Origin of the sequence: Mesorhizobium sp. M0808 (genome assembly GCF_040320025.1) — a bacterium.
In the GTDB taxonomy this organism is placed as follows: domain Bacteria; phylum Pseudomonadota; class Alphaproteobacteria; order Rhizobiales; family Rhizobiaceae; genus Mesorhizobium.
In genome coordinates, this window is the sequence record NZ_JAMYOX010000019.1 from 88,086 (window position 1) to 113,078 (window position 24,993).

Annotated in this window: 25 protein-coding genes, 1 tRNA gene and 1 pseudogene; 19 read left to right on the plus strand and 8 right to left on the minus strand. The window is 62.6% G+C overall.

Features of this window, described 5'->3' with window-relative positions; translation table 11 throughout:
• Positions 1-31: 31 nt before the first annotated feature.
• The 8 genes from glpD (at position 32) to glpK (ending at position 9,424) form a co-directional block, all read left to right on the plus strand.
• Positions 32-1,558: a glycerol-3-phosphate dehydrogenase gene (gene glpD, locus NKI25_RS21245; protein ID WP_352697699.1), complete on the plus strand. Its 1,527-nt coding sequence runs from the start codon at positions 32-34 to the stop codon at positions 1,556-1,558.
• A 39-nt stretch (positions 1,559-1,597) separates the two neighbouring features.
• Positions 1,598-2,677: an ABC transporter ATP-binding protein gene (locus tag NKI25_RS21250; protein ID WP_254817350.1), complete on the plus strand. Its 1,080-nt coding sequence runs from the start codon at positions 1,598-1,600 to the stop codon at positions 2,675-2,677.
• Positions 2,678-2,686: 9 nt separating this feature from the next.
• The gene (locus NKI25_RS21255) at positions 2,687-3,754 is read left to right on the plus strand and encodes an ABC transporter ATP-binding protein (protein ID WP_352455722.1); all 1,068 of its coding nucleotides are present in this window, start codon (positions 2,687-2,689) and stop codon (positions 3,752-3,754) included.
• Position 3,755: 1 nt separating this feature from the next.
• Positions 3,756-4,622 (plus strand): carbohydrate ABC transporter permease, encoded by an 867-nt coding sequence (locus NKI25_RS21260; RefSeq protein ID WP_023674893.1) that lies wholly within the window; start codon positions 3,756-3,758, stop codon positions 4,620-4,622.
• Between the two features lies 1 nt (position 4,623).
• Positions 4,624-5,538, plus strand: a complete 915-nt coding sequence (locus NKI25_RS21265) for a carbohydrate ABC transporter permease (RefSeq protein ID WP_352455723.1) — start codon at positions 4,624-4,626, stop codon at positions 5,536-5,538.
• A 173-nt stretch (positions 5,539-5,711) separates the two neighbouring features.
• The gene (locus tag NKI25_RS21270; RefSeq protein WP_352999305.1) at positions 5,712-5,978 is read left to right on the plus strand and encodes a DUF2160 domain-containing protein; all 267 of its coding nucleotides are present in this window, start codon (positions 5,712-5,714) and stop codon (positions 5,976-5,978) included.
• Between the two features lie 78 nt (positions 5,979-6,056).
• Positions 6,057-7,784: an ABC transporter substrate-binding protein gene (locus NKI25_RS21275; protein WP_352682868.1), complete on the plus strand. Its 1,728-nt coding sequence runs from the start codon at positions 6,057-6,059 to the stop codon at positions 7,782-7,784.
• Positions 7,785-7,930: 146 nt separating this feature from the next.
• Positions 7,931-9,424 (plus strand): glycerol kinase GlpK, encoded by a 1,494-nt coding sequence (gene glpK, locus NKI25_RS21280; RefSeq protein WP_352999297.1) that lies wholly within the window; start codon positions 7,931-7,933, stop codon positions 9,422-9,424.
• Positions 9,425-9,510: 86 nt separating this feature from the next.
• On the opposite strand, the gene NKI25_RS21285 is transcribed toward glpK, so the two are convergent.
• Positions 9,511-9,987: a BA14K family protein gene (locus NKI25_RS21285; protein WP_352593562.1), complete on the minus strand. Its 477-nt coding sequence runs from the start codon at positions 9,985-9,987 to the stop codon at positions 9,511-9,513.
• A gap of 307 nt (positions 9,988-10,294) precedes the next feature.
• On the opposite strand from NKI25_RS21285, the gene NKI25_RS21290 reads away from it, so the two are divergent.
• A tRNA-Lys gene (locus tag NKI25_RS21290) sits at positions 10,295-10,370 on the plus strand.
• Between the two features lie 88 nt (positions 10,371-10,458).
• Here NKI25_RS21290 and NKI25_RS21295 read toward each other — a convergent pair.
• The 5 genes and pseudogenes from NKI25_RS21295 to NKI25_RS21315 form a co-directional block, all read right to left on the minus strand.
• Positions 10,459-10,854, minus strand: coding sequence for a hypothetical protein (locus NKI25_RS21295; RefSeq protein WP_352593467.1), 396 nt, complete (start codon positions 10,852-10,854; stop codon positions 10,459-10,461).
• Between the two features lie 187 nt (positions 10,855-11,041).
• A pseudogene (dprA, locus tag NKI25_RS21300) lies at positions 11,042-12,028 on the minus strand (DNA-processing protein DprA); the annotation flags it as partial.
• On the minus strand, positions 12,025-12,612 hold the full coding sequence (gene plsY / locus NKI25_RS21305) for a glycerol-3-phosphate 1-O-acyltransferase PlsY (protein WP_023674901.1): 588 nt from the start codon (positions 12,610-12,612) through the stop codon (positions 12,025-12,027). The pseudogene dprA and the gene plsY, both read right to left, overlap by 4 nt.
• Before the next feature lie 58 nt (positions 12,613-12,670).
• Complete coding sequence (locus NKI25_RS21310) at positions 12,671-13,957, minus strand: dihydroorotase (protein ID WP_023674902.1); 1,287 nt, start codon at positions 13,955-13,957, stop codon at positions 12,671-12,673.
• A complete protein-coding gene (locus NKI25_RS21315) occupies positions 13,957-14,919 on the minus strand; it encodes an aspartate carbamoyltransferase catalytic subunit (RefSeq protein WP_023674903.1) in 963 nt (320 codons plus the stop codon). The genes NKI25_RS21310 and NKI25_RS21315 overlap by 1 nt, the downstream gene beginning before the upstream one ends.
• Before the next feature lie 155 nt (positions 14,920-15,074).
• Here NKI25_RS21315 and NKI25_RS21320 point away from each other — a divergent pair, with 155 nt between their 5' ends.
• The 3 genes from NKI25_RS21320 to NKI25_RS21330 all read left to right on the plus strand — a co-directional run bounded on the left by NKI25_RS21320 (position 15,075) and on the right by NKI25_RS21330 (position 17,728).
• Positions 15,075-16,703, plus strand: coding sequence for a DNA alkylation response protein (locus NKI25_RS21320; protein ID WP_023674904.1), 1,629 nt, complete (start codon positions 15,075-15,077; stop codon positions 16,701-16,703).
• A 159-nt stretch (positions 16,704-16,862) separates the two neighbouring features.
• Entirely contained in the window at positions 16,863-17,417 is a 555-nt protein-coding gene (locus NKI25_RS21325; protein ID WP_023674905.1) for a hypothetical protein, read from the plus strand.
• Complete coding sequence (locus NKI25_RS21330) at positions 17,417-17,728, plus strand: DUF6105 family protein (protein WP_023674906.1); 312 nt, start codon at positions 17,417-17,419, stop codon at positions 17,726-17,728. The genes NKI25_RS21325 and NKI25_RS21330 overlap by 1 nt, the downstream gene beginning before the upstream one ends.
• Here NKI25_RS21330 and ruvX read toward each other — a convergent pair.
• Complete coding sequence (gene ruvX, locus NKI25_RS21335) at positions 17,695-18,180, minus strand: Holliday junction resolvase RuvX (RefSeq protein ID WP_023674907.1); 486 nt, start codon at positions 18,178-18,180, stop codon at positions 17,695-17,697. The genes NKI25_RS21330 and ruvX overlap by 34 nt on opposite strands.
• Before the next feature lie 116 nt (positions 18,181-18,296).
• Between ruvX and NKI25_RS21340 the strand changes: the two genes are divergently transcribed.
• The 6 genes from NKI25_RS21340 (at position 18,297) to NKI25_RS21365 (ending at position 22,664) form a co-directional block, all read left to right on the plus strand.
• Positions 18,297-19,004, plus strand: a complete 708-nt coding sequence (locus NKI25_RS21340) for a metal-dependent hydrolase (RefSeq protein WP_023674908.1) — start codon at positions 18,297-18,299, stop codon at positions 19,002-19,004.
• A 24-nt stretch (positions 19,005-19,028) separates the two neighbouring features.
• Positions 19,029-19,445 carry a hypothetical protein gene (locus tag NKI25_RS21345; protein WP_352593464.1) on the plus strand — a complete coding sequence of 139 codons (417 nt, stop codon included), beginning with the start codon at positions 19,029-19,031 and terminating at the stop codon, positions 19,443-19,445.
• Between the two features lie 76 nt (positions 19,446-19,521).
• Entirely contained in the window at positions 19,522-19,809 is a 288-nt protein-coding gene (gatC, locus tag NKI25_RS21350) for an Asp-tRNA(Asn)/Glu-tRNA(Gln) amidotransferase subunit GatC (RefSeq protein WP_023674910.1), read from the plus strand.
• 7 nt (positions 19,810-19,816) lie between these two features.
• On the plus strand, positions 19,817-20,275 hold the full coding sequence (locus NKI25_RS21355) for a GNAT family N-acetyltransferase (protein ID WP_023674911.1): 459 nt from the start codon (positions 19,817-19,819) through the stop codon (positions 20,273-20,275).
• Positions 20,275-21,840, plus strand: coding sequence for an amidase (locus NKI25_RS21360; RefSeq protein ID WP_352593462.1), 1,566 nt, complete (start codon positions 20,275-20,277; stop codon positions 21,838-21,840). Before NKI25_RS21355 ends, NKI25_RS21360 begins: the two co-directional genes overlap by 1 nt.
• Positions 21,841-21,869: 29 nt before the next feature.
• On the plus strand, positions 21,870-22,664 hold the full coding sequence (locus NKI25_RS21365) for a YdcF family protein (protein ID WP_352999301.1): 795 nt from the start codon (positions 21,870-21,872) through the stop codon (positions 22,662-22,664).
• On the opposite strand, the gene NKI25_RS21370 is transcribed toward NKI25_RS21365, so the two are convergent.
• Positions 22,613-23,356, minus strand: a complete 744-nt coding sequence (locus NKI25_RS21370; RefSeq protein WP_352593457.1) for a DUF599 domain-containing protein — start codon at positions 23,354-23,356, stop codon at positions 22,613-22,615. The genes NKI25_RS21365 and NKI25_RS21370 overlap by 52 nt on opposite strands.
• A 170-nt stretch (positions 23,357-23,526) precedes the next feature.
• On the opposite strand from NKI25_RS21370, the gene NKI25_RS21375 reads away from it, so the two are divergent.
• The gene (locus tag NKI25_RS21375) at positions 23,527-24,930 is read left to right on the plus strand and encodes an L-serine ammonia-lyase (RefSeq protein WP_352448802.1); all 1,404 of its coding nucleotides are present in this window, start codon (positions 23,527-23,529) and stop codon (positions 24,928-24,930) included.
• Positions 24,931-24,993: the final 63 nt, after the last annotated feature.

A 24,993-nucleotide genomic window follows, 5' to 3' on the forward strand; every position in this document is an offset into this window, starting at 1 on the left:
ATGCTGCAATGCGAAATCGAGGGAGGATTCTTTGAGCGCATCACCGATTCATGACATTTTCGTCATCGGTGGCGGCATCAATGGCTGCGGCATCGCCCGCGATGCCGTTGGACGTGGCTTTTCGGTTTTTCTTGCCGAGATGAACGATCTGGCCAGCGGGACCTCTTCCGGCTCGACCAAACTGATCCATGGCGGCTTGCGCTATCTCGAATTCTACGAATTCCGTCTGGTGCGCGAAGCGTTGATGGAACGCGAGGTCCTGTGGAAGAACGCGCCGCATATCATCTGGCCGATGCGCTTCGTGCTGCCATACGCCAAGGGACTGCGTCCGGCCTGGCTCATCCGGCTCGGGCTTTTCCTCTACGACCATATTGGCGGGCGCAAATTGCTGCCGCCGACGAAAACGCTGGACATGGCCAAGGATCCGGCCGGCAAGCCGCTGAAGCCGCTGTTTCGAAAGGCGTTCGAATATTCGGACGGTTGGGTCAACGATGCCCGGCTGGTTGTGTTGAACGCCCGCGACGCTGCCGAGCGCGGCGCAACCATTCGAACCCGAACAAAGGTCGTCAGCGCACGCCGCGAAGGCAATCTCTGGACGGTCAGGCTTGAAAATGTGCGGACCGGCGATACCGAGGAGGTCAAGGCGCGGCTGCTGGTCAATGCCGCCGGCCCGTGGGTCGATCAGGTGCTGTCGGCCACCGTCGGCTTGAACGACGTGCACAATGTCCGCCTCGTACAAGGCAGCCATATCGTCGTGGGCAAGAAATTCGACGACCCACGCGCCTATTTCTTTCAGAACAAGGACGGGCGCATCATTTTCGCCATCCCTTACGAGGACGAGTTCACGCTCATCGGCACCACCGACCGTGACTATCCCGGCGATCCGCACAACGTCAGGATCAATGACGCCGAGATCGACTATCTCTGCGCTGCGGCAAGCGAATATTTCGCGCAGCCGGTCAAGCCGTCGGATATCGTCTGGACCTATTCCGCGGTGCGACCGCTCTACGACGATGGCGCCTCAAAGGCGCAGGAAGCCACCCGAGACTATGTGCTGAAGGCCGATGGAGGCGAGGGTGCCGCCCCGATCGTCAACGCCTTTGGCGGCAAGATCACGACCTACCGCCGATTGTCGGAATCGATGCTCGAGAAGATCGAGGGTTTTCTCGGCAAGCGCGGCAAACCATGGACGGCAAACGCGCCGCTGCCCGGCGGTGACTTTCCCGTCACCGGCTTCGATGCCGAGGTGGCGAAACTGAAAACGGCGTACCCGTTCCTCGACGCCCGGCTGGCCCGCCGGTTGACCCGGCTCTACGGCACCCGCGCAAGGAAGCTGCTGGGCCTCGCCAAGTCGAACGTCGATCTTGGCCGCAACTTCGGCGCCGATCTCTACGAAGCCGAGGTGCGCTACCTCGTCGAAAACGAATGGGCGATGACTGCCGAGGATGTATTGTGGCGCCGGACCAAGCGCGGCCTGCGTCTCAGCCGTGAGCAGGCGGCAGTGCTCGACGAGTTCATGCGCGGAATAAGCCGGCAGCACGTAGCGGCTGCCGAATAGGAACGGCCGACTGATGCAGAAAGCCTGGGAGGAGGCATCATGCTTGAACTGAGAAACGTGACGAAGACGGTGGGTGCAGCGGAACATATCCGCGACGTCTCGCTGACGCTTCAGCACGGCTCGCTCAACGTCCTGCTCGGGCCGACGCTCTCCGGCAAGACCAGCCTGATGCGGCTGATGGCGGGCCTCGACGTGCCGACCTCGGGCTCGGTCTGGTTCGATGGCAAGGATGTCACCGGCATGCCGGTGCAAAAGCGCAACGTCGCCATGGTCTACCAGCAATTCATCAATTATCCGGCGATGACGGTCTACGAAAACATCGCCTCACCGCTGCGGGTGGCCGGCACGGATCAGGCAACGATCGACAGGGAGGTGCGCAATGCCGCCGCCCTTCTCAAACTAACGCCCTATCTCGACCGGACGCCTCTCAGTCTGTCGGGCGGCCAGCAGCAGCGCACCGCGCTGGCCCGCGCCATCGTCAAGAATGCCAGCCTCGTGCTGCTCGACGAGCCGCTCGCCAATCTCGACTACAAGCTGCGTGAAGAATTACGCGCGGAACTGCCGAAAGTCTTCGCGGCCGCCGGTACAATCTTTGTTTATGCCACGACCGAGCCGCACGAGGCTTTGCTGCTCGGCGGCAACACGGCAACGCTTTCCGAGGGCAGCATCACCCAGTTCGGGCCGACCATCGAAGTGTTCCGCAAACCGGTCGATCTGGTGACGGCGAGAACCTTCGCCGATCCGCCGCTCAACACCATCGTGCTTGCCAAGAAGGGCCTGGATTTCCTGCTCGAGGGCGGCGTGAAATTGCCGGTGCCGGCGGAACTCTTCGGCATTGCCGATGCGATCTATACGATCGGCTTCCAGCCGCATCATCTGTCCCTCGATCGGCCCAACGCCGCCGCAGTGCCGGTGCGCGCAAAGGTGACGATCACTGAGATCACCGGATCGGAAAGCTTCATCCATCTCGATTTTGCCGATGCGCGCTGGGTCATGCTGACCCACGGCATTCGCGACTTCGAGCCGGACGAGGAGGTCGAGGTGTTCATCGACCCGCGCCACATCATGGTCTTCGACGAGCACGGCCGCGCCGTGGCCGCGCCGAAGCTGGCGGCCTAGGAGGAAGCGATGGCGCGCATCGATGTCAATCATATCCGCCACTCCTATCTGCAGAACCCGCGCACGGATGCCGATTTCGCGCTGAAGGAAGTGCACCACACGTTCGAGGATGGCGGCGCTTATGCGCTGCTCGGCCCATCCGGCTGCGGCAAGACCACGCTGCTCAACATCATTTCGGGATTGCTGCATCCCTCGCATGGCCAGCTGCTGTTCAACGGCAGGGACGTGACCAATCTGTCGACCCAAGAGCGCAACATTGCGCAGGTCTTCCAGTTCCCGGTGATCTACGACACGATGACCGTCTACGACAATCTGGCATTCCCGCTGCGCAATCGCGGCGTGCCGGAGGCCGACGTCGACCGCAAGGTGCGCGAGACGCTGGAGATGACCGGGCTGGCCGATATGGCCAAACGAAAGGCGCGCGGACTGACCGCCGACCAGAAGCAGAAAATCTCGCTCGGACGCGGGCTGGTGCGCTCCGACGTCAATGCCATCCTGTTCGACGAGCCTTTGACCGTCATCGACCCGCATATGAAATGGGTGCTGCGCTCGCAGTTGAAGCAGCTTCACCGCCGCTTCGGCTACACCATGGTCTATGTCACGCACGACCAGACCGAGGCGTTGACCTTCGCCGACAGGGTGGTCGTCATGTATGACGGCGAAATCGTGCAGATCGGCACACCGGCGGAGCTGTTCGAGCGCCCGCGCCACACCTTTGTCGGCTATTTCATCGGCTCGCCCGGCATGAATGTCATGCCGGTGGCGATCGACGGCAAGACAGCGAAGCTGGGCTCGCAGCAGATCGAACTGCCGGGCGTGCCCAAGGCGGGCGGCGGCGCCATCGAGCTCGGCATCCGTCCCGAATATGTGCGCCTGGGCAGCCAGGGCATGGCCGTCCGGGTCAGCAAGGTCGAGGACGTCGGCCGCCACAAGGTGGTCCGTGCCAATCTCGAAGGACGCGAGATCGCCGCCGTCATCGGCGAGGACGAGACAGTTCCGGCTGATCCGAAGGTGCGGTTCGACCCGGCCGGCATCAACATCTATGCCGATTCCTGGCGCGTCGAGATGGGAGCCTGAAGTGGAAAAGACCTGGAACAACAGAGCCTGGTTCCTGGTGCTGCCGGTGCTGCTGCTGGTGGCGTTCTCGGCGGTCATACCGCTGATGACGGTCGTCAATTATTCGGTGCAGGACACTTTCGGCAATAACGTCTTCTTCTGGGCCGGCACGGAATGGTTCGAGGAACTGCTTTCCTCCAGCCGCTTCTGGCAGGCGATGATCCGCAACCTTGTCTTCTCCTTCATCATCCTGGCGATCGAAGTGCCGCTCGGCATCTTCATTGCGCTCAATATGCCGAAGAAGGGTTGGGGCGTGCCTGTTTGCCTTGTTTTGATGGCGTTGCCGCTGCTGATCCCGTGGAACGTCGTCGGCACCATCTGGCAGGTGTTCGGGCGCAACGACATTGGCCTGCTCGGCTATTACGTCAACGCGCTCGGCATCGACTATAATTATGTGCAAGACCCATATGACGCCTGGGTCACGGTCATCATCATGGACGTCTGGCATTGGACCAGCCTCGTCGTTCTGCTCTGCTATGCCGGCCTGGTCTCGATCCCGGATGCCTTTTATCAGGCGGCCAAGATCGACGGTGCCTCGCGCTGGGCGGTGTTCCGTTACATCCAGCTGCCGAAGATGAACCGCGTGCTGCTGATCGCCGTGCTGCTGCGCTTTATGGATAGCTTCATGATCTACACCGAACCGTTCGTGGTGACCGGCGGCGGACCCGGCAACTCGACGACCTTTCTTTCGATCGATCTCGTCAAGACGGCGCTCGGCCAGTTCGACCTCGGCCCGGCGGCGGCGATGTCGCTGGTCTACTTCCTTATCGTCCTGTTGTTGTCATGGGTGTTCTACACCGTGATGACCAATTACGACGCGGAGCGCTGAGATGAGCCGCGCTGACGAAAGAGCCGACAGAGTGAGCGAGACGACAGCTTCGGAAGGGCTTGCCAGCCCGCTACGGCAGGACGAGATCGCACGGCTGATGCGCCGTCGCGGCGAGGAGTCGCGCTGGTGGTGGATCGTGCCGACGCTCTACATCATCGTTCTGCTTTTGCCGATCTACTGGCTCATCAATATGAGCTTCAAGACCAATGGCGAGATCGTCTCGTCGCTGACGCTCTACCCGCACGCACCGACATTGGCGAATTACCGCACCATCTTCACCGACGCGTCCTGGTATTCGGGCTACATCAACTCGATCACCTATGTGGTTATGAACATGGTGATTTCGGTGGCTGCGGCACTGCCTGCTGCCTATGCCTTTTCGCGCTATCGCTTCCTCGGCGACAAGCATCTGTTCTTCTGGCTGCTGACCAACCGCATGGCGCCGCCGGCGGTGTTCGCGCTGCCATTCTTCCAGCTTTATTCGGCCTTCGGCCTTATCGACACCCACATCGCCGTGGCTCTGGCGCATTGCCTGTTCAACGTGCCGCTGGCGGTGTGGATCCTCGAAGGCTTCATGTCGGGCGTACCCAAGGAGATCGACGAGACCGCCTATATTGACGGCTATTCGTTCCCGCGCTTCTTCATCAAGATCTTCATGCCGCTGATTGCGAGCGGCATCGGCGTGGCGTGCTTCTTCTGCTTCATGTTCTCGTGGGTGGAGCTCTTGATCGCCCGTACGCTGACGACAACCGATGCCAAGCCGATCGCCGCGACCATGACCCGCACCGTTTCGGCCGCCGGCATGGATTGGGGGCTGCTCGCCGCAGCCGGCGTGCTGACGCTGATTCCCGGCGCGCTCGTCATCTGGTTTGTGCGCAACTACATCGCCAAGGGCTTTGCCCTGGGGAGGGTATGATGGAGCAGGTCGACAGAAGCCCATGGTGGTGGGCCGTGCTGCTTCTCGCCCTGGTCGTCGTGGCCTGGGTGGCACTTCAAATCGATTTCGTGGCAATAACGGTAGGCTTCAGCGATCCGGCTAATATCCGCCTGTGGGGATTTAACTTCTCGTCCAACCTCGATTTTTCGTGGATGGCCTGGACGTGGCCGACCGCGGCCTTCTTTGGAACCATCTTTCTGCTGCTTTGCGGCATGGCGGCGTGGGAATACTTCTCGCCGGGCGGCAATCCGCGCGTCGGCGTGCTGCGGTTCGAAACGACGCGCGGCGACCGCCTGTTCCTGTCGCTGCTTGGCAGCGCCTTTATCCATCTCGCTTGGCTGGGTCTAGTCGGACCCAATCTGTGGTGGGCTCTCGCTCTCTCCGTGGTCTACGCCGTCGGCGTGTTCCGCTACGTATAGAGGGGGAAACTGTTGGAACGGCGGCGTGCCGGCCGCCGATCCAGATCGCACTTTGAACTTTAACAGTGGAGGAAATACATGCGACGGCAATTCTTGACATCAACAACTGCGCTTGTCCTGTTGCTCGGGGCAAGCAATGCCTATGCCGGAATGGACGAGGCCAAGGCCTTCCTCGATAAGGAAATCGGGCCCCTTTCGACGCTTTCGCGCGCCGACCAGGAAGCCGAGATGCAATGGTTCATCGATGCCGCGAAACCTTTCGCCGGCATGGATATCAAGGTGGTTTCCGAAACCATCGCCACGCATCAGTATGAATCGCAGGTGCTGGCGCCGGCCTTTACGGCCATCACCGGCATCAAGGTTACGCATGACGTCATCCAGGAAGGCGACGTCGTCGAGAAGATCCAGACCCAGATGCAGACCGGCCAGAACCTCTATGACGGCTGGGTCAACGATTCCGATCTGATCGGCACGCACTGGCGCTACCAGCAGGTGCGCAACCTGACCGACTGGATGGCAGGCGACGGCAAGGATGTCACCAACCCGAATCTCGACCTGAAGGATTTCATCGGCACTTCGTTCACCACCGCGCCCGACAAGAAACTCTACCAACTTCCCGACCAGCAGTTCGCCAACCTCTACTGGTTCCGTTACGACTGGTTCAACGACGAGAAGAACAAGGCGGACTTCAAGGCCAAATACGGCTACGACCTCGGCGTGCCGGTGAACTGGTCGGCCTATGAGGACATTGCAGCGTTCTTCACCGGGCGTGAGATCGACGGCAAGAAGGTCTACGGCCATATGGACTATGGCAAGAAGGACCCGTCGCTCGGCTGGCGGTTCACCGACGCCTGGCTGTCGATGGCCGGCAATGGCGACAAGGGCATTCCGAACGGTCTGCCCGTCGACGAATGGGGCATCAAGGTCGACGAGAATTCGCGTCCGGTCGGTTCCTGCACGGCGCGCGGCGGCGACACCAATGGTCCGGCTTCTGTCTATGCCATCCAGAAGTACCTCGATTGGCTGAAGGCCTATGCACCGGCGGAAGCCCAAGGCATGACCTTCTCCGAATCGGGGCCAGTTCCGGCGCAGGGCGCGGTTGCCCAGCAGATCTTCTGGTACACCGCCTTCACCGCCAGCATGGTCGACGCCAGCGCCAAGGCGGTGCTGAACGACGACGGCACGCCGAAATGGCGCATGGCGCCGTCGCCGCATGGCGTCTACTGGAAGGACGGCATGAAGCTCGGCTATCAGGACGTCGGTTCCTGGACGCTGATGAAGTCGACGCCGACCGACCGCGCCAAGGCCGCCTGGCTCTACGCGCAGTTCGTCACCTCGAAGACGGTCGACGTGAAGAAGAGCCATGTCGGCCTGACCTTCATCCGCGAGAGCACGATCCACGACAAGAGCTTCACCGAACGTGCGCCAAAGCTCGGCGGCTTGATCGAGTTCTACCGCTCGCCGGCGCGCGTCCAGTGGTCGCCGACCGGCACCAACGTGCCGGACTATCCGAAGCTGGCACAGCTCTGGTGGCAGGCGATCGGCGATGCTTCGTCGGGTGCCAAGAGCGCGCAGGAAGCGATGGACTCGCTCTGCGCCGAGCAGGAAAAGGTGATGAGCCGCATCGAGAAGTCGGGCGTCCAGGGCGATATTGGTCCGAAGATGGCCGAAGAGCATGACCTCGCCTACTGGAATGCGGACGCGGTCAAGAAGGGCAATCTCGCTCCTCAGCTCAAGATCGAGAACGAGAAGGAAAAGCCGGTCACCATCAACTACGACGAGCTGGTGAAGAGCTGGCAGCAATAGGACCGTTTGATGCGGGCGTCCGCGCCCGCATCGCCATACTCAGGGGAGGCGGCATGTTGCCGTCTCCCCTGTTTGCGTGAACGGCTCCGCGCCATCTGGCGTCGAGACATTGCAGCACCTTTGAACTCGCTTCGACGGGAGAGAGAATGACCGGATATATCCTTGCAATCGACCAGGGGACGACATCGAGCCGGGCGATCCTGTTCGACGACAAGATGATGGTCGTCGGCAGCGGGCAAAAGGAATTCACCCAATATTATCCGGCCTCCGGCTGGGTCGAGCACGATCCCGAGGATATCTGGTCGAGTGTCGTGGAAACGGTGAAAGCCGCGCTGAAGACAGCCGGCCGCAACGCAGCGGAAGTCGCCGCGATCGGCATCACTAACCAGCGCGAAACCGTCGTCATCTGGGACAAGGAGACCGGCAAGCCGATCCACAACGCGATCGTCTGGCAGGACCGCCGCACCGCGCCGCTATGCCAGAAACTGAAGAAGCTGGGGCTGGAGAAGAAATTCACGAAAAAGACCGGCCTGCTGCTCGATCCCTATTTCTCCGGCACCAAGATCGCCTGGATGCTGGACAAGGTGAAGGGCGCCAGAAAACGCGCCGAGAAGGGCGAACTGCTGGCTGGCACCATCGACAGTTTCCTGATTTGGCGCCTGACTGGCGGCAAGGTCCACGCCACTGACGCCACCAATGCCTCGCGCACACTGGTCTACAACATCGAACAAAACGCTTGGGACGACGAGCTGCTGGCCATTTTCGGCATACCTGCAAGAATGCTGCCGCAGGTGAAAGATTGTGCCGATGATTTTGGAATCACCGACAAAAGCCTGTTTGGTGCAGAGATCAGAATCCTCGGTGTGGCCGGCGACCAGCATGCGGCGGCGATCGGCCAAGCCTGTTTCGAGCCAGGCATGATGAAATCCACCTACGGCACCGGTTGCTTCGCGCTGCTCAACACCGGCAGCGATCTGGTTCGTTCGAAGAACCGGCTTTTGACCACCATCGCCTACAGGCTGAACGGCAAGACCACCTACGCTCTGGAAGGCTCGATCTTTATCGCGGGCGCCGCCGTGCAATGGCTGCGCGACGGCATCAAGGTAATCGGCAAGGCCGAGCATAGCGGCAAATTGGCAGCGGAAGCCGATCCGACGCAGAACGTCTATCTGGTGCCTGCTTTCGTCGGGCTCGGCGCGCCCCATTGGGATGCCGAAGCGCGCGGCGCCATCTTCGGGCTGACCCGCAATTCGGGGCCGGCGGAATTTGCCCGCGCGGCACTGGAATCCGTTGCGTTCCAAACACGCGACCTGCTTGACGCCATGCGCAAGGACTGGAAGGCCGCCTCGGCCAAGACCGTGCTCAGGGTCGATGGCGGCATGGTGGCGTCGGACTGGACCATGCAGCGGCTGGCCGACATTCTCGATGCGCCGGTAGACCGGCCGACAATTCTCGAGACGACCGCGCTTGGTGCGGCATGGCTGGCCGGCTCGAAGGCCGGTGTCTGGCCGAAGGCGCGGGAATTCGCCAGGAGTTGGGCGCTCGAGCGCCGGTTCAAGCCGGACATGGATGCTTCGACACGTGCGGCCAAGCTGGCCGGTTGGCGCCACGCTGTGCGCAGGACGCTAAGTACGCAATAGGCAGGGATGCCCCGATGCCCCGGGATTCGCACTAATGAAAAACCCGCGCCGTTTCGGGCGCGGGCTTGCAGCCTCTAATCTGGGACTCAGTAAGGCGACCGGCACTGCCGGCGCGGACCGTAGTTGGGCTGGTAAGTGTTGTCAGAAGCGCGATAGCTCCGATAACGGTCATAGCACCACTGCACGTGGGCATCGCCACGATACACACGATTCTGGTTGACGATCGCGCCGGTAATCAGCGCTCCGGTAGCAAACGCAGCCAGCGGGAACCAGAAATCGCCGTGACGGCGATAGCCGCGACGATATTCGCGATAGCCGCGATGGCCGCGCCAATACATGCCGTCGTCACGCGCAAAACTGCGCCGGGAGAAATCGCGACGCGAGAAATCGCGATTGAAACTCCGGTGCCTCCGCCACGGCTCGTACTGGACGGTCTGGACATTCGAGGTGAGCCCCGGGGCCGGGGGCGCATAGCTGGGCTGAGCGTTGACTGGCACGATCTCCGCTGCAGCGAATGAGATCGAAAGAGTGGTCGCCAGCAGGCCCGACATGATCCTATTCATGGTCTTCTCCTTGAAACGCATGTCCCTTATCGCGGGAAACGGGCAGGCTGCGCAAATTGTTCCGCCAAAAATCCCAAGTTGCTGATCCGCAAAGGTTCTTCCGATTCGTTGCTTGCGCTTGTCCCGCAAAGCGCGAGCTTCGGTCTTGCGCGAGAACGAGGCCGTTCCGTCGACGCCGAAGCGCTCCGCAAGGCATGATGACACTGCAGGACAGTCCGGTTTGCGAGCCGTCTTTTTCCGGTTGACCGGCAGAGGCACTCTCCCTATGTTCCGCGCAATTTCGAGGGCGGCCTTTCTGAGCCCGCGGGAGCGCGTAGCTCAGCCGGTAGAGCAACTGACTTTTAATCAGTAGGTCATGGGTTCGAATCCCATCGCGCTCACCAAAATCAAGATTGCCCAACCCGGAGACATAGGTAACAGATTGTACCTAAGACATGGGTGACAACCTCGTGCCGAACGCATGCAGTGGCTTTAGCCGCCCGCTCCATCGTCCATCATCGTGCCGGTGAGCGCCTCATAGGCTCTGCTGCACAGCTGTGAATGCGGACAATCCTTCACGATAAGCACTGGCGCCACGGTGAGAACTGCTGCGGCAAGGATTTGCAGGCAAGGACCGACGGCGCTTACCTTCCTGCCCAACACGCCGGCCAAGAAAAAGTAGAGACCCTGGGCCATGCAGGCTGCGGTCAGAATGCCCCGAAGCGTGCTGGTCGCTCTTGCGAAGGGCGTTATGTAGCCATCAGGAAAACCCAGCATGCCGAGATCGGCGGACCATTGCAGCGCCAGCATGACGCTCAGCGCTGACCAGATGAGGGCCGTCGTGCGAGTGAACAGCGTCTGCTTTGGTTTGTTGCTCGGATCGGCCATCGGGATCACGTCGGAATTGCGTGCCGGGACATGCGCAAGCTCTCGGTCAAATCAGCGAGACATTACCGCCGGCATGGCGCGTCGAGGCGCTCGGCCCGACGCCAGTGGCGGTAGACGAGATCATCCGCCACACCGGCCTGCATCCCGCCCAAGTGTTCATGGTGCTGCTGGAGCTCGACCTAGCCGGACGGCTCGAGCCGCCCGACTTTTCGGCAACGCCGCCGCCGCGCGAGGACGACCGCGACCGCGTCGGCTCCTCAAGCGGCGATGTCCTTGGGGCCCAGGCGCCGACCAGCGGGGCGATCGCACTGGTGATATCGGCGGCCTCGGTGACAAGGGTTGCGCCGTCCTTGAGCAGGCCATTGGCGCCGGCAGCGCGCGGATCGAGCGGCGAACCGGGAACGGCAAAGACCAGCCGGCCCATCTCGCCGGCAAGCCGGGCGCTGATCAGTGAGCCGGAGCGCTGTGCGGCCTCGACCACCACCAATCCCAATGCAGCACCGGCGACGAGCCGGTTGCGGCGCGGAAAATCCTGTGCGCGCGGCTGCCAGCCAAACGGCATTTCGGAAATGATGGCGCCGCCGCACTCGGCGATCTCGTCGCACAGGCCGGCATTTTCGGGCGGGTAGGGCAAATCGAGGCCGCCGGCGAGCACGCCGATTGTGCCAGTCGCAAGGCTGCCATGGTGCGCGGCCGTATCGATGCCGCGCGCCAGGCCGGAGACGATGCCATAGCCGTCGCGGCCGAGATCCGCCGCCAGCATCCGCGCCATTTTGATGCCGGCCAGCGATGCGTTGCGAGCGCCGACGATGGCGACCGCTGGCAAGCGGAACACCGCGCTATTGCCCCTGACCGCGAGCAGCGGCGGCGGATGATCCATGCTTTTCATCAGCGGCGGATAATCCGCCTCGCCGATGCCGACGAAGCGGGCGCCAGCCCGCCGGGCGGTCTCCAGCGCCGCCTCGGTCTCGGCAATGGACGGGATGCGGACGATTTTTTTGGCGCCACCCGAAATCATCAGCTCGGGCAGCATCGATAGCGCTGCTTCGGCCGAACCGAACCGGTTGATCAGGTCGCGAAAGGAAGCCGGGCCGACATTCGGCGTGCGGATCAGACGAAGCCAGCTCAGCCGCTGCCGGTCGCTGAGGCGCGGCCCGGCGTCGGGCTCGCTCACTCGTTGGCCCCGATCTTACCCTCGGTGCCGGCAAGCAGCCGCGCAATGTTGGCGCGGTGCTTTACGATGACGATTAGGCTCATCGCCGCGAAAAGCCCGGCAATCTGCGGCGTGCTCAGGAAATACAGCGCCATGGGCACCACGACTGCTGCCGTCAGTGCCGCAAGCGAGGAGAAGCGGAACAGGAAGGCCACCGCCAGCCAGACGACGGCGAAGATCAGCGCCGCCTGCCAGGCAAGGCCGATCAGCACGCCAAGGTAAGTGGCGACACCCTTGCCCCCCTTGAAGCCGAGCCAGACCGGAAAGAGATGACCTAAAAACGCGCCGAAGCCGGCCCAAAGTCCGAGCTCGGGCGCAAAGCGGCCTGCGATCAGCACCGCCGCGGTGCCTTTAAGGGCGTCGAGCAGAAGCGTGGCCGCGGCCAAGCTCTTGTTGCCGGTGCGCAGCACATTGGTGGCGCCGATGTTGCCGGAGCCGATGTTGCGCACGTCGCCGAGGCCGGCGGCACGGGTGATCAGCAGGCCAAACGGGATCGAGCCGAGAAGATAGCCGAACACCAATGCCAAGACGGGACTGTAAGCCATTGTTCCCCCGAACTTTCCTTGGCTGAGCGGATTTTAAGCCGTGACGCCTGTTTTCGTCCTAGGCCGAAAACACTGTGCGGCCCGCCACCATCGTTTGCAAGACCTTGCCTTGCAGTCGTGCGCCTTCGAAACAGGTGTTTTTCGAGCGTGAGCGGATGCCGCTCTCGCTGACGACCCATGGCTCGTCCAGATCGACGAGCGAAAGGTCGGCCAATGCCCCCGGTTTCAGCGTGCCGCCGGGCAGGCCGAACAATCTTGCCGGCGCGGTCGACAGTGTCTCGACCAGCCGGAGCAGCGTCACGTCGCCATTGTGATAGAGCCGCAGCGCTGCGCCTAGCAGCGTTTCCAGGCCGATGGCGCCGGCCGCGGCATCGGCAAAGGGAAGGCGCTTGGTGTCGACGTCCTGCGGGTCGTGCGAGGAGACGATGAGATCGATGGTGCCGTCCTTGATCGCTTCGATCATCGCCAGCCGGTCTTCCTCCGCGCGCAGCGGCGGCGTCAGCCGGAAGAAGGTGCGGTACTCGCCGACATCATTCTCGTTGAGCGACAGATTGTGGATCGACACGCCTGATGTGACATTGGCGCCATCGGCTTTCGCGCGTGCTACCGCGCTTGCCGCCATAGCCGTCGAAATCTTGGCAGCGTGATAGGCGCCGCCGGTCAGCCGAGCCAACGCGAGATCGCGCTCCAGGGGGATCGATTCGGCTTCGCGCGGAATGCCGGCAAGGCCAAGCCAGCTTGCGTAAAGGCCTTCGTTCATCACGCCGGCCGAAGCGAGGTCGGCGTCTTGGGTTTCATGCGCGATGACGCCACCGAAATCGCGCGCATAGGTCAGCGCGCGGCGCATCACCAGCGCGCTGGCAATAGAATGCCGGCCATCGGTGAAGGCGACCGCGCCGGCCTCGCGCAGCAGGCCGAATTCGGTCATCTCGCGGCCTTCCAGCCCCTTGGTGATCGCTGCTGCCGGCAAGATGTTGACGATTGCGGTGTCCTTGGCGGTGCGCAGCACGAACTCGACCAGTGCGACATTGTCGATCACCGGGTCGGTATCGGGCATCATGACGATTGAGGTGACGCCGCCGGCCGCCGCAGCGATGCTCGCCGAAGCAATGGTCTCCCGGTGTTCACCGCCGGGTTCGCCGATGAAGACGCGCGCGTCGATCAATCCGGGGATGATAGTCTTGCCGGCGCAGTCGATGATGGTGGCGCCGTCGGGCGCGCCCTGGTTCAAGGCCGCCTTGCCGGCGGCAACGATTTTGCGGCCTTCGACGATGACGGTGCCGACCTCATCGACGCCGCGCGACGGGTCGACGATGTGGGCCCGGCGGAAGACCGTTATGCTCATCAGGCGCGGCCCTCGTGGTTTCGACGGGGGTCGAGCAGCGCTTCCATAACCGCCATGCGCACGGCGACGCCCATCTCAACCTGTTCCTGGATAACGCTTTGCGGGCCGTCGGCGATCTCGGAGGCGATCTCGACGCCGCGGTTCATCGGGCCGGGATGCATGACCAGCGCACCGTCCTTGGCCGCCTTCAGCTTCTCCGCGTCGAGGCCGAAATAGCGGAAATATTCGCGCACCGACGGTACGAAAGCGCCTTCCATGCGTTCGCGCTGCAGGCGCAGCATCATCACCACGTCGGCGTCCTTCAGACCCTCGGCCATGGAACGGGTGACGATGACGCCCATCTTCTCGATGCCGGCGGGCAAAAGCGTCGAAGGGGCGACGACCCTGACCTGGGCACCAAGCGCGTTGAGCAGGATGATGTTGGAGCGGGCCACGCGCGAATGCAGGATGTCGCCGCAGATCGCCACGATCAGCTTCGGCAACGGACCCTTGACGCGGCGGATAGTCAGTGCGTCGAGCAGCGCCTGGGTAGGGTGCTCATGGGCGCCGTCGCCGGCATTGACCACCGAACAGCCGACTTTCTGGGCGAGAAGTGCTGCCGCGCCGGCCGATTGATGGCGGATGATCAATATGTCGGGACGCATGGCATTCAGCGTCATCGCCGTATCGATCAGCGTCTCGCCCTTTTTCACCGACGAACTCGCTACGGACATGTTCATGACGTCGGCGCCGAGCCGTTTGCCGGCCAGCTCGAATGACGATTGCGTACGGGTCGAGGCTTCGTAGAAGAGATTGATCTGGGTGCGGCCGCGCAGCGTCGATGTCTTCTTGTCCGACTGCCGCGAGATGGCAACGGCCCTGTCCGCCCGGTCGAGCAGAAGCTCGATGTCGGCAGGGGAAAGATCGCGGATGCCCAGAAGATGGCGGTGGGGATAAAGCGGCAGGGACGATGCGTCGGTCATCTCAAGTCGCTGCTATAGGGGGGAGGCTCCGCGGCTGCAAGCACCGGCTTGGGATTGGATTGGTTCTCCCCGGTATTTTCGTCGCGCGCCGCTGGCCATAGGCTATAAACCGCCTTGGCTTTGGATTCGCAGCCTTCAGGTGATAAGGACGAAGCGTGACTGACGACGTGACCAACCAGCCGCCGCCGCTGGCCGGCGGCAACGCCTGGCGGGGCGATCCGTTGCTGATCCAGCTTGCCGAGCGCTTTTCCGATCCGGTGCGCAAGGACCTCGACGGGCTTGGCCGTTTCGTTCTGACCCATGAGGCGCAGGAACTGGCCCGTCTTGCCAATGTCGAGATGCCGAAGCTCAGGACCCATGACCGCCAGGGCCGGCGCATCGACCAGGTCGAGTTCCATCCCGCCTATCACGCGCTCATGCGCCGCTCTGTTGCCAACGGGCTGCATTCGTCGGTCTGGGAGAATGGCGACGCCGAGATCGGCCGCCGCCACCAGGTGCGCGCTGCACGCTTTTACCTCACGGCTGAGCTCGAGACCGGACATCTCTGCCCGATCACCATGACCAGCGCTTCGCTGGCAGCGCTGATGGCCAGCCCGAAGCTGTTTCGCGAATGGGCGCCTCGGGTGACGACGCGCAAATACGATCAAAGCCAGAAGCCTCCAGTCGAAAAAGCCGGGCTGACGCTCGGCATGGGCATGACCGAGAAGCAAGGCGGCACCGATGTCCGTGCCAACGTCACCAGCGCCGAGCGCGCCGGCAGCGGGTTTTATCGCCTGACCGGCCACAAATGGTTCATGTCGGCGCCGATGTCGGATGCCTTCCTGGTGCTCGGACAGGTGCCGGAGGGACTGTCGTGCTTTCTCGTTCCCCGCCTGCTCGGCGACGGATCCGGCAACGGTTTCCGTTTTCAACGGCTGAAGGACAAGCTCGGCAACCGATCCAATGCCTCGTCGGAGGTGGAATTCGTCAATGCCATCGGCGAGATGGTCGGTGAGCCCGGCGCGGGCGTGAAGACGATCATGGACATGGTGACCCTGACGCGGCTCGACTGTGCCGTCGCCTCATCGGCGATCATGCGGGCCGGACTGGCCGAGGCTGTCCACCACACGCGCCACCGCAAGGTGTTTGGAACCAATCTGATCGAGCAGCCGCTGATGCAGCGTGTGCTGGCCGATATGGCGCTCGACGTTGCCGCCGCTACCGCGCTGTCGTTCCGGCTGGCGCGCTCCTTCGACGAGGCGGCCGGCGACCGCGGCGAGGCGGCCTTCGCCCGCGCCATGACGCCGGTCGTCAAATACTGGGTCTGCAAGATTGCGCCGCCGCTGCTCTATGAAGCGATGGAGTGCCTCGGCGGCAATGGCTATGTCGAGGAGGGGCCGCTCGCCCGCTACTATCGCGAAGCTCCGGTCAACGCGATCTGGGAGGGATCCGGCAACGTCATGGCGCTCGATGTGCTACGTGTGCTGGGGCGTGCACCCGGCCTGTTCGATGACGTGCTGGCCGGCATCGACCGCGATCTCGGCGCCGGCGGACGCGGCACCGTCGGCGTGCTCAAGGCGGCAATGCAGGTCGCTGCAACCGACGAGGGCTCGGCGCGGCTCTTGACCGAGCAATTGGCATTGTCGGCGGCGGCAGCAGAGCTTCGCAGGCTGGGGGCAGGGCGGATCGCCGACGCCTTCGTCGAAACGCGCCTCGCCGGCCAGTGGCGCAATACCTATGGCATGATCGATTCCCGCCATGATGCGCGCATGATCATCGATACGCTCTACCCGCCGATCAACTAAGGGCCGTCGCCCAATTCGCTGCCGCTCTCGCGACCCTGTGGATGATCGTTAACCTTAACGAATGGTTTCCATTGCGGCGGCCGATGGCAAAGCCCAGTGTTATGGTTAAGGCAAGGATTGTTCAGCTTGAGCGGCTTTGCCCTGCGAAGCAGGAGCGTCATGCGGCATATTCTGAGCTCTTTTCTGGCATTGCATTGGGCGGCCGTTTTCGCCCTGCTGGCGTTCATTTGCATCGACGGGAATCGAGGCGTGGCGACGGCCCTTGGCGTACTGGGCGTTCCCGTCCAGAACACTCGATCTGCCGATCTCGAAAACGCCGTCGTCGTGGCGCCGCTCGCCGTGGCACTGCTTGTCGTCGCGGTGCTGTTCTGCTGGGCCTTTGTTGAAGCACTGACCAGCGACACGACCAACCCGGATCCCGCCGATAGCGTCATGCGAATCGCCTTCATTTCCGCCTTGGGCGTGCTGTCGCTGATCGTCATCGGCGGCGCCGCGCAAGGCATCAATGGGCTGTTCATGATTGTCGCGGTGCAATTGGCGGCACTTCTGGCGTCCTATGTCGCGGTGCTCGCGGAGCGGCGGTCGACCGTTGCCGCGGCAGCTCCAGGGACCGGCGAAATCCGAGCGGCCGCGCATGTCATGGCCAAGGCAGCGGCGCATAATTCCTCGCTTGCCCGCATTTCCGGCCGGCTGGATTCGAGGGATGACCGCTGATGCGCACCTTGTTCGCGCTGTGGGCGGCTCCGCTCCTCTTGTTTTGGGGCTGGTTCTTTCTGTCGCTCAACGACATCAATTTCGGCTATGTCGTGCTGAGCCGCCAATTACACGATCTCGTCTTCCAGCTCTATGGACAGATGCTCGGCGTTGATCCGGCGCTTATTCCGGGGATGGTGGCGAAAGCTTGCGTGTTCGATGGGCTGCTGCTGGTGGCGTTCTGGGCATTTCGCCGCCGCAAGGCGATTGGTGGCTGGATCACGGCGATGCGCAACCGCTATTTCGACCAGGCATCGACGCCGAGCGCCTGAAGCCGGTCGAGAACACCCTGGAGGATAAAAGCGGCCGCAGCAGAATCGATCTTGCCGGCGCGTTTCTTGCGGGAAAAATCCATCTCGATCAGCGTCCGCTCGGCCGCCACCGTCGACAGTCGTTCGTCCCAAAAGAGGAAGGGCAGATCGGTCAATCCAGCCATATTGCGGACGAAAGCGCGGGATTTTTGGGCGCGCGGGCCTTCGGAGCCGTCCATGTTGATGGGGAGGCCGATCACCACGGCCCCGGCATTCTCCTTCTGCAACAGAGCGAGCAGCACTGCGGCATCGAGCGAGAATTTCCTGCGCATGATGACGGGGCGCGGGTGGGCGAACGACAAGCCGCGGTCGGAAACCGCCACGCCGATTGTCTTGTCGCCGAGGTCGAGACCGGCCAGGGTCTTGCCGCCGCCGAGCCGGGCCGGCAACTCCTCGATGGTGATGATGCCCAACGGCTTTTCCTTTGACCGCGACGCCGCACGTCCTATACGCGCAAAGCGTGCGCGGCACTTTAATTTCGCCGTCGGCGTTCTATCCTCTACCGAAGCAAAAATCGAGGAAAGCATTGATGAAACTGACCTGGTACGGACATTCGGCATTCCGAATCGAAATCGAAGGCGCGAAAATCCTCATCGACCCCTATCTGGTCGGCAATCCATCATGGACGGGCGGCTGGGAAGGGCCGGCCGAAGGGATCACGCACGTGTTGCTCACCCATGGCCACAGCGACCACATCAGCGGCGCCATCGAAGTGCTCAAGAAGAGCAGCGCGATGCTGGTCGCCAATTTCGAGATTTGCATGTACCTGGTCGGCAAGGGCGTCGGTGACAAGCAGATCAATCCCGGCAATATCGGCGGCACTGTCGATTGCGGCGGCTTCACCACCACCTTCGTTCAGGCTCTGCATTCATCGTCCTTTCCGGGCGAGGGTGGCCAGAATACCTATCTCGGCAATCCGGGTGGGCTCGTTCTGCACTTTCCCGAGGACAAGACGCTTTATCATATGGGCGACACCGACATTTTTTCCGACATGGCGCTGATCAACGAGTTGCACGAACCGAAGATCGGCATCGTGCCGATCGGCGACCGCTTCACCATGGGTGGCGCGGTAGCAGCCCTTGCCTGCCAGCGTTTCTTCAAGTTCGAGACGGTCGTTCCCGCTCACTTCGGCACATTTCCGATGATCGATCAGACCGCCGACAAATTCGTGGCCGGGCTGGATGGATCGGGTGTGAAAGTTGCGTTGCCGAAGATCGGCGAGACGATTACGCTGTAAAGAAAGCCGGTCCGGAACAATACGATGCGCTTGAGAAATTCTCTTTGCCTTTCCATGCTGGTTGCCGCGTCGCCGACGCTGGCCGCAGAAAATTTCATCGAGGGCGTCTATCTGCAATCGGAGGACCTCTGCGCGCAGGCCAAAAAGGATACGCTGCAGACGGTGATCGAGGGTGGCAATATCGTGCTGTCGGCAAATGGCCTGGAAAGCATCGAATATAATTGTGAATTCCTGCAGATCACCAAAGCGACACGCTCACCAAGCTGGGCGGTGATCGCTATATGCCAGGAGCCGGGCTACGTCTTTCCCGATGTTCTCTCACTGACACAGATGAGCCCGAAGCAGATCGACCTGGTATCGGTTCGGCCTGCCGCCGACGAAGGCGAGCAGAGCGGCAACGGCGGCAGTTATTTCCTCTGCGACGGCGTGGCGATGCCATAGGGCAGTTGATGGCACGATGCATGTTGCGCGGCACGCGCCGCGCCGCTATAGCGCTGGTTTTCCCCGAGGCACAAACATGTCCGTTGATATAAAAACCGTGAAGCGCGTCGCGCATCTTGCCCGTATTGCGGTGAGCGAGGAGGATGCAGAGCGCATGACCGGCGAATTGAACGCCATTTTGGGCTTTGTCGAGCAGTTGAACGAGGTCGATGTTTCCGGCGTCGAGCCGATGACCTCAGTCACGCCGATGGCAATGAAAAAGCGCCAGGACGTCGTCACCGACGGCGGCAAGGCAGCCGACATCGTCGCCAATGCACCGGCGACCGAAGAGAATTTCTTCCTTGTGCCGAAGGTCGTGGAGTAGCAGGCTGATGGCAATCGACATCGCGGCTGAGACGCCGCTGCAGGACGATGTGCGTGGGCTGGTCGAGGAGCTCAACGCCACATTGCTGGAGCTGACGCCGCCGGAGCATTGCTACCATTTGACGGTCGAGCAGATGGCGGACCGCGACACGACCGTCTTCATCGCCCGGGACAACGGCCTTGCCATCGGTTGCGGCGCACTGAAGCGCCACGATGCTGTCGTAGGCGAGGTCAAGCGCATGTATACGCGACCTTCGCATCGCGGCCACAAGATCGGCGCGAAGATTGTCGAGCGTATCGAGGCGCTGGCGCGCCAAGAAGGGCTTAAGCGTCTGGTGCTGGAGACGGGCGACCGTCATCCCGCCGCCTGGACCGTCTACGAACGCGCCGGTTTTTCGCGTTGCGGGCCGGTGCTGAATTATCCCGATTCCGAGTGGTCGGTGTTTTACGAAAAGAGCCTTGCCTGATGAGCGACCTGACCCAGCTGACGATTTCGCAGGCCCGCGCCAAATTGCGCTCCAGGGAGATCACCGCCACCGAAATCACCGAGGCTTATCTATCGGCGGTCGAGCGAGCCAATCCGGCGCTCAATGCCTACGTCGTGGTCACCGACGACAAGGCGCGCGACATGGCCAAGGCCTCCGACGCGAAACTGGCCAAGGGCGAGGGCGGGTCGCTCGAGGGTATCCCGCTCGGCATCAAGGATTTGTTCGGCACCGAAGGCGTCCACACCCAGGCCTGCAGCCATGTGCTGGACGGCTTCAAGCCGCGCTACGAATCGACGGTCACCGCCAATCTGTGGGCGGATGGCGCCGTCATGCTCGGCAAGCTCAACATGGACGAGTTCGCCATGGGCTCGTCCAACGAGACCTCGTATTACGGGCCGGTCATCAACCCGTGGCGGCGTTCGCGCCTCGACACGGTGGTGATGCCGACGACACATCAGGGCGAGGGCGGCTTCGTTTCGGCGGGCGGCACCAGGACCGCGCGCACGTTGGACAATGCCCAACTGGTGCCGGGCGGTTCGTCCGGTGGCTCCGCATCAGCGGTCTCGGCCTTCCTCTGCGCCGGCGCCACCGCCACCGATACCGGCGGCTCGATCCGCCAGCCCGCCGCCTTCACTGGCACAGTCGGCATCAAGCCGACCTATGGCCGCTGCTCGCGCTGGGGGATCGTAGCCTTCGCCTCGTCGCTCGACCAGGCCGGGCCGATCGCGCGCGACGTGCGCGATGCCGCGATCCTGTTGAAGTCGATGGCTTCGGTCGACCCGAAGGACACGACGTCCGTCGACCTGCCGGTGCCGGACTACGAGGCGGCGATCGGCCGCCCGATCAGGGGCATGAAGGTCGGCATTCCCAAGGAATATCGTGTCGACGACATGCCCGCGGAGATTGAGGCGCTGTGGCAGAAAGGCATTGCCTGGCTGCGGGATGCTGGTGCCGAGATCGTCGATATCTCGCTGCCGCATACCAAATACGCGCTGCCGGCCTATTACATCGTGGCGCCGGCCGAAGCCTCGTCCAACCTCGCCCGTTACGACGGCGTCCGCTATGGCTTGCGCGTGCCCGGCAAGGACATTGTCGATATGTATGAAAAGACCCGCGCCGCCGGCTTCGGGCGGGAGGTCAAGCGCCGCATCATGATCGGCACCTATGTGCTTTCCGCCGGCTACTACGATGCCTACTATCTACAGGCGCAGAAGGTTCGAACCCTGATCAAGCGTGACTTCGAAAATGTGTTTGCAGCAGGCGTCGACGTCATCCTGACGCCGGCAACGCCTTCCGCCGCCTTCGGCATCGCCGACGAGGACATGGCCGCCGACCCGGTCAAGATGTATCTCAACGACATTTTTACGGTGACGGTGAACATGGCCGGCCTGCCCGGCATAGCGGTTCCGGCTGGGCTCGACGCCAAGGGGCTGCCGCTCGGCCTGCAGCTGATCGGCCGGCCCTTCGACGAGGAAACGCTGTTCCAGACTGCCCATGTCATCGAAAAGGCGGCCGGCACATTTCAGCCGGAAAAATGGTGGTAAGATCGTTTCTCATCTGAGGGGGGTGAGGGATGTTCTTCTATGTCTCCAAGGTTCTCGGGTTCTTCGTCGAGCCGTTGAATCTCGCGATCTTCCTGCTGCTGGCGGGGCTGGTCGCGGCGATGTTCGGGCGGCGACGGTTGGCGACCGCCGGCAGCGCTCTTGCCTTCCTCATTCTGGCGGTTTCGACATGGAGCCCGCTCGGCCCCATGATGCTCAATCGGCTGGAGGAACGCTTCCCCAGGCCGCCGCTGCCGGAAAAGGTTGACGGTATCATAGTGCTTGGCGGCAGTCTGGATGGCGCTGTCAATCTGGTGCGTGGCGGCTATGAAATGAACTCCAGCGGCGACCGGATGGTCGAGGCGGTCGTGCTGGCGCGGCGCTTTCCGACAGCGAAAGTCGTTATCTCCGGTGGCAGCATCGAAACGTTCCGCGGCGGCGAAGGCGATGCAGATACCGCGCCGCGTCTTTTTGCCGCTTTCGGCGTGGCGGCCGATCGGCTGATCCTCGAGAACAAATCCCGCAGCACCTACGAGAACGCTGTCTTTACCAGGGAACTGGTGACGCCGAAATCGGGCGAAACCTGGTTGCTGGTGACCTCGGCCTTCCATATGCCACGCGCCAAGGCGCTGTTCGACAAAGCCGGCTTTTCGACCGTTCCGTGGCCGGTCGACTATCGCACTTCCGGCAAGGAAAGCATCGGCACCTTGCCTTATCCCGGCGACCGGCTGGAGGTCACCACTGTTGCGATCCGCGAATGGATAGGGCTCACCGCCTATTGGCTGTCGGGCCGCATCGATCGGCCTTTCCCCGGACCGGGCGGCTGACCGAGCACCACCTGCCGCGCCGCCGAGAAAAACTGGCGGCGCACCAGTACCGCCAGAAGCAGCAGCGTCGATAGCACGAAGACGGTGGGATCGACGAACCAACCGAGATAGCCGATCGAGAAGAACACGCCGCGCAGGCCCGAATTGAAATGCTTTCCGGCCAGCATGTTCATGCGCGCGGCACGCCACACCGCCGTTTCGGTGACCGGATTGCGCGACGCCTCGCCATGTGGAATCGGCACGGCGCCGATCAGGATCGAGCAATAGTTGAACAGCCGGTAAGCCCAGCCGAACTTGAAGAAGGAAAAGGCCAGGATCAGCACCAGCCCGAACACTTTTGTCTGGAAGGCCGCGCGTGAGGACGTGGCGCCAAACGGCAGGTCGCTGAGCACGGTCAGAACCTGATCGGAGGCGCCGAGCAGGGCAAAACAGCCGCCGATCGCAATCAGCGAACTGGAGGCAAAGAAGGCGGTCCCCTGTTGCAGCCCGCTCATGATAGCGGTGTCGACGATGCGGATCTCGCGTTCGGCCATGGTCCGCATCCAGGCCTCGCGCTGCGCGTTCATAGCCCTCGTCAGCGACATGCGGCTGACCAGCATTCCGTCGGCGGCGAGCGTATGCAGCACCCACGCGGCAAGGAAGAACCCCAGCGCCGCAAGGTCGGCCATCGATAGATGAAAGGAATCGCTCATGCGTTGCTTTTACCACAGGCGGAGGGGACGCTTCGATGGCCGAAGCTGGAATGTCGCTGCCGGAGCAAACGAGGTCGGCAGGCGCAGCGCGGCGGTCCTTAAAACAGCGGAAAACATCATGGGAATTCCTATATGTAGATCTCAACAGGGTCCCAGGAGAAAACGCCCACGTGTTCCTTTCGGTTTTCGACTTGTTCAAGATCGGCATCGGCCCATCGAGTTCGCACACGATGGGGCCGATGACGGCCGCGCGGCGGTTTCTCGACGAGATTGCGGGAGACGACTGGCCGCGCCCGGCCGGCGCCAAGGTCGACCGGATCGCGGCCAGCCTGCATGGCTCGCTCGCCTATACCGGCATCGGCCATGGCTCCGATCGTGCCGTGGTGCTCGGCCTCGCCGGCCAGACGCCGCAGACGGTGGATCCCGACCTAGCAGACGGCATCGTCGCTCGCATCGCCGCCGAGAAGCGGATTTCGCCGCCCGGCCATCCGTCCTACCGTTTCGACCCGGCAACGGATCTTGTGCTGGATCGCAAGACGCCGCTGCCGGGTCACGCCAACGGCATGGCCTTCTCTGCCCATGATGCCGGCGACCGGTTGCTGCTGAGGCGCGTCTATTATTCGATCGGCGGCGGCTTCGTAGTGTCCGAGGAAGAACTGCAGCGGATGAAAGCAAGGGGCTCGGCGACAACCGAAGGCAAGAAGGTTCCGTATCCGTTCAAGAACGCCGTCGAAATGCTGTCCATGGCAGCGAAAAGCGGGCTTTCCATTGCCGAGATGAAGCGCGTCAACGAGGAGACGCAGATGTCGCGCGGGGAGCTCGACGCCGGCCTCGACGGCATCTGGAGCGCCATGAAGGGGTGCATCGAGCGCGGCCTGTCGCAAGACGGCATCATGCCGGGCGGACTCAAGGTGCGCCGCCGTGCCCGGATGCTGCACGACAAGCTGCAGGAGCAATGGCAGCAGAACCGGCCCAACCCGCTGCTCGCCAACGACTGGCTGTCGATCTATGCGATGGCGGTCAATGAGGAGAACGCTGCCGGCGGCCGTGTCGTCACCGCGCCAACCAATGGGGCGGCCGGCACTCTGCCCGCAGTGCTGCGCTACTGGTTGCATTTCCATCCCGAAGCCGACCAGCCCAGCATCCGCGATTTCCTGCTGACGGCGGCGGCCGTCGGCGGCATCATCAAAACCAATGCTTCGATCTCGGGGGCGGAAGTCGGCTGCCAAGGCGAGGTCGGTTCGGCTTCGGCAATGGCTGCGGCGGGATTGTGCGCCGTCATGGGCGGCACGCCCGAGCAGGTCGAGAATGCTGCCGAGATCGCGCTGGAACATCATCTCGGCATGACCTGCGATCCGGTCGGCGGCCTGGTGCAGGTGCCGTGTATCGAGCGCAACGCGCTTGGTGCCGTCAAGGCGGTGACCGCCGCTTCGCTGGCCATCAAGGGCGACGGCGTTCATTTCGTGCCGCTCGATGCCGCGATCGAGACGATGCGCCAGACCGGTCTCGACATGAACGAAAAGTACAAGGAAACCAGCCTTGGCGGATTGGCCGTCAATGTCGTGGAGTGTTGAGCGCCAATCTGGCGGCATGGACCACCACTGTGGAGAAGTCGATCAGGCCGTTGACGCGTTCGC

Coding starts and splice junctions, on each gene's coding strand:
- NKI25_RS21250 (WP_254817350.1), top strand. CDS start 1,598: ATGCTTGAACTGAGAAACGTGACGAAGACGGTGGGTGCAGCGGAACAT.
- NKI25_RS21255 (WP_352455722.1), top strand. CDS start 2,687: ATGGCGCGCATCGATGTCAATCATATCCGCCACTCCTATCTGCAGAAC.
- NKI25_RS21265 (WP_352455723.1), top strand. CDS start 4,624: ATGAGCCGCGCTGACGAAAGAGCCGACAGAGTGAGCGAGACGACAGCT.
- NKI25_RS21270 (WP_352999305.1), top strand. CDS start 5,712: ATGGCCTGGACGTGGCCGACCGCGGCCTTCTTTGGAACCATCTTTCTG.
- NKI25_RS21275 (WP_352682868.1), top strand. CDS start 6,057: ATGCGACGGCAATTCTTGACATCAACAACTGCGCTTGTCCTGTTGCTC.
- glpK (WP_352999297.1), top strand. CDS start 7,931: ATGACCGGATATATCCTTGCAATCGACCAGGGGACGACATCGAGCCGG.
- NKI25_RS21285 (WP_352593562.1), bottom strand. CDS start 9,987: ATGAATAGGATCATGTCGGGCCTGCTGGCGACCACTCTTTCGATCTCA.
- NKI25_RS21295 (WP_352593467.1), bottom strand. CDS start 10,854: ATGGCCGATCCGAGCAACAAACCAAAGCAGACGCTGTTCACTCGCACG.
- plsY (WP_023674901.1), bottom strand. CDS start 12,612: ATGGCTTACAGTCCCGTCTTGGCATTGGTGTTCGGCTATCTTCTCGGC.
- NKI25_RS21310 (WP_023674902.1), bottom strand. CDS start 13,957: ATGAGCATAACGGTCTTCCGCCGGGCCCACATCGTCGACCCGTCGCGC.
- NKI25_RS21315 (WP_023674903.1), bottom strand. CDS start 14,919: ATGACCGACGCATCGTCCCTGCCGCTTTATCCCCACCGCCATCTTCTG.
- NKI25_RS21325 (WP_023674905.1), top strand. CDS start 16,863: ATGCGGCATATTCTGAGCTCTTTTCTGGCATTGCATTGGGCGGCCGTT.
- NKI25_RS21330 (WP_023674906.1), top strand. CDS start 17,417: ATGCGCACCTTGTTCGCGCTGTGGGCGGCTCCGCTCCTCTTGTTTTGG.
- NKI25_RS21340 (WP_023674908.1), top strand. CDS start 18,297: ATGAAACTGACCTGGTACGGACATTCGGCATTCCGAATCGAAATCGAA.
- NKI25_RS21345 (WP_352593464.1), top strand. CDS start 19,029: ATGCGCTTGAGAAATTCTCTTTGCCTTTCCATGCTGGTTGCCGCGTCG.
- gatC (WP_023674910.1), top strand. CDS start 19,522: ATGTCCGTTGATATAAAAACCGTGAAGCGCGTCGCGCATCTTGCCCGT.
- NKI25_RS21355 (WP_023674911.1), top strand. CDS start 19,817: ATGGCAATCGACATCGCGGCTGAGACGCCGCTGCAGGACGATGTGCGT.
- NKI25_RS21360 (WP_352593462.1), top strand. CDS start 20,275: ATGAGCGACCTGACCCAGCTGACGATTTCGCAGGCCCGCGCCAAATTG.
- NKI25_RS21365 (WP_352999301.1), top strand. CDS start 21,870: ATGTTCTTCTATGTCTCCAAGGTTCTCGGGTTCTTCGTCGAGCCGTTG.
- NKI25_RS21370 (WP_352593457.1), bottom strand. CDS start 23,356: ATGAGCGATTCCTTTCATCTATCGATGGCCGACCTTGCGGCGCTGGGG.